Here is a 2,761-nt window from a genome sequence, read left to right as displayed (position 1 = left end):
GTGTGCCCGGTTCACCCCCTGCATCCAGTGATGCGTGATATCTGCCGTCAGCCCGCATCCGACGGCCGCCGGGGTCGTTGGCACATACGTGCACGCATACGAGCCCTCCCGCCRGTCGTACCAGTCGCAGATCCCCTCCATGCGCCCCGCCCAGGACCTCATGAGCGGCCACTCGCCCACCCCGATCTACGACGCGCTGTACTCGGAGTACCGCCGGTCCTTCCGGGCCCTGCCGGGCGACCGCAGCGGCGAGGACGACTTCGGCTTCCGGGGCTTCGCGGCCGTGGGCCATTCGGGGTCCCTCGGTTTCCGGGGCGCCCACCAGCACCACCACCCGACCCGCGCCCAGGCGCCGCACCCCCAGACCGCCCCGGGCTTCCAGCCGTATCCCGCCCACGGCGGCACCCACTGGCAGCTGGGCGGGGCGGCGAACGGTGTCACCGGACATATGCAAGGGCGGCAGCACACCGGGCTCCAACCGCTCCCGGCGGCACTGCCGCCCGGCCCCCGTCGGGGGCTGTGAGATCCCTGGCGGGAGCCGCGCGGCCGTAGGCCCGCGGCCCCCCTCCGGGGCTACTTCTTCCTGTTGCTGCCGCGCTTCTCGCGCACCCGCACCGAGATGTGGATCGGGGTGCCCTCGAAGCCGAACTCCTCGCGCAGCCGGCGCTCGACGAAGCGGCGGTAGCCGTGCTCCAGGAAGCCGGAGGCGAAGAGGACGAACCGCGGCGGCTTGGTCCCGGCCTGCGTGCCGAACAGGATGCGCGGCTGCTTGCCACCGCGGATCGGGTGCGGGTGGGCCGCGACGATCTCGCCGAGGAAGGCGTTGAGCCGTCCGGTCGGCACCCGCGTCTCCCAGCCCGCGAGCGCCGTCTCGATCGCCGGGACCAGCTTCTCCATGTGGCGGCCGGTCAGCGCCGAGACGTTGACGCGCGGTGCCCAGGCCACCTGCTGCATCTCGGTCTCGATCTCGCGCTCCAGGTAGTAGCGGCGCTCCTCGTCGAGGTCGTCCCACTTGTTGTACGCGATGACGATGGCGCGGCCCGACTCGACGGCCATGGTGATGATGCGCTGGTCCTGGACGCTGATGTTCTCGGTCGCGTCGATCAGGATGACGGCCACCTCGGCCTTCTCGACGGCGGCGGCCGTGCGCAGCGAGGCGTAGTAGTCGGCGCCCTGCTGGAGGTGGACCCGCTTGCGGATGCCCGCGGTGTCGATGAACTTCCAGGTCACCCCGCCGAGCTCGATCAGCTCGTCGACCGGGTCGCGGGTGGTGCCGGCCAGCTCGTTGACGACGACGCGGTCCTCCTTGGCCACCTTGTTCAGGAGGGAGGACTTGCCGACGTTCGGACGGCCGATCAGCGCGATGCGGCGGGGGCCGCCGGGGGTGGCGGAGCCGAAGGTCTGCGCGGGCGCCTCCGGCAGCGCCTCCAGGACGGCGTCCAGCATGTCGCCGGTGCCGCGGCCGTGCAGCGAGGAGACGGGGTGCGGCATCCCGAGGCCGAGCGACCACAGCGAGGCGGCGTCCGCCTCGCCCGACTGGCCGTCCACCTTGTTGGCGCACAGCACGACCGGCTTGCCGGCCCGGCGCAGCAGCCGGACGACGGCCTCGTCGGTGTCGGTGGCGCCGACCTTGGCGTCCACGACGAAGACACACGCGTCGGCGGCCTCGATCGCGTACTCCGCCTGGGCGGCCACGGAGGCGTCGATGCCGAGGACGTCCTGCTCCCAGCCGCCGGTGTCGACGACCTTGAAGCGGCGGCCGGCCCACTCCGCCTCGTAGGTGACGCGGTCGCGGGTGACGCCCGGCTTGTCCTCGACGACCGCCTCACGGCGGCCGATGATGCGGTTCACCAGGGTCGACTTACCGACATTCGGGCGGCCGACGACGGCGAGGACGGGGAGCGGGCCGTGGCCCGCCTCCTCGATCGCGCCTTCGACGTCCTCGATGTCGAAGCCCTCTTCCGCGGCGAGCTCCATGAACTCCGCGTACTCGGCGTCGCCAAGCGCTCCGTGGTCGTGCTGGTCGTTCATGAAGTCCGTTCCTCGTTCTGCGTCATCGATGGACCGGGCGTCCGGTCCACTACTCAAGTCCCAAGTCTCGCTCAGCGCCCGGTCAGGCGCCTGGCGTTCTCCAGGTGGCGGGTGAGCCGCTCCTGGATGCGTACGGTCGCCTCGTCCAGCGCCGTACGAGTGCGCCGGCCGCTGCCGTCGCCCGCTTCGAAGGCGTCGCCGAAGACGACGTCCACCCGGCTGCGCAGCGGTGGCAGCGCCTTTATCAACCGTCCCCTGCGCTCGGTGCTTCCCAGTACCGCCACCGGGACGATCGGCGCCCCCGACCGCAGGGCGAAGTAGGCGAGCCCGGCGCGCAGCGAGGCGAAGTCCCCCTCGCCACGGGTGCCCTCGGGGAAGATCCCGAGCACACCGCCGTTGTCCAGTACCCCGCAGGCCTGGTCGATCGCGGTCCGGTCGACGGTCGACCGGTCCACCTTCACCTGCCCGATACCGCGCAGGAACGGGTCGAGCGGCCCGATGAAGGCTTCCTTCTTGATGAGGAAGTGCACCGGTCGGGGCGCGGTCCCCATCAGCATCGGCCCGTCGATGTTGTGCGCGTGGTTGACGGCGAAGATGACCGGGCCGTCGGCCGGCACCCGCCAGGCCCCGAGCACCCGGGGCCTGAACAGTCCGTACATCAGGCCGACGCCGATGCGGCGCCCGACCTCGGCACCGCGCTCCGTGACGGGCGGGTGCGGCGGCGCGGGGC

3 protein-coding genes are annotated in these 2,761 nt (G+C 72.0%); 1 reads left to right on the top strand and 2 read right to left on the bottom strand.

What is annotated here, in order from left to right; genetic code table 11:
• The first annotated feature begins 139 nt into the window (after nt 1-139).
• Nucleotides 140-523, top strand: a complete 384-nt coding sequence (locus ACJA3G_RS34550; protein ID WP_406556984.1) for a hypothetical protein — start codon at nt 140-142, stop codon at nt 521-523.
• A gap of 50 nt (nt 524-573) precedes the next feature.
• Here ACJA3G_RS34550 and der read toward each other — a convergent pair whose 3' ends face one another.
• Nucleotides 574-2,031 (bottom strand): ribosome biogenesis GTPase Der, encoded by a 1,458-nt coding sequence (gene der, locus ACJA3G_RS34545; RefSeq protein WP_406556983.1) that lies wholly within the window; start codon nt 2,029-2,031, stop codon nt 574-576.
• 71 nt (nt 2,032-2,102) lie between these two features.
• Nucleotides 2,103-2,705, bottom strand: coding sequence for a lysophospholipid acyltransferase family protein (locus ACJA3G_RS34540; RefSeq protein ID WP_406556985.1), 603 nt, complete (start codon nt 2,703-2,705; stop codon nt 2,103-2,105).
• Nucleotides 2,706-2,761 lie beyond the last annotated feature (56 nt).

Origin of the sequence: Streptomyces sp. YS-3, assembly GCF_045257485.1 — a bacterium.
Lineage (GTDB): Bacteria > Actinomycetota > Actinomycetes > Streptomycetales > Streptomycetaceae > Streptomyces.
The sequence above is the reverse complement of the archived record's forward strand: the minus strand, read 5'-3'. Positions and strand labels throughout refer to the sequence as shown.

Bases quoted from the DNA above. Each gene is read 5' to 3' on its own strand.
- der (WP_406556983.1), bottom strand. From the start codon at position 2,031: ATGAACGACCAGCACGACCACGGAGCGCTTGGCGACGCCGAGTACGCG.
- ACJA3G_RS34550 (WP_406556984.1), top strand. From the start codon at position 140: ATGCGCCCCGCCCAGGACCTCATGAGCGGCCACTCGCCCACCCCGATC.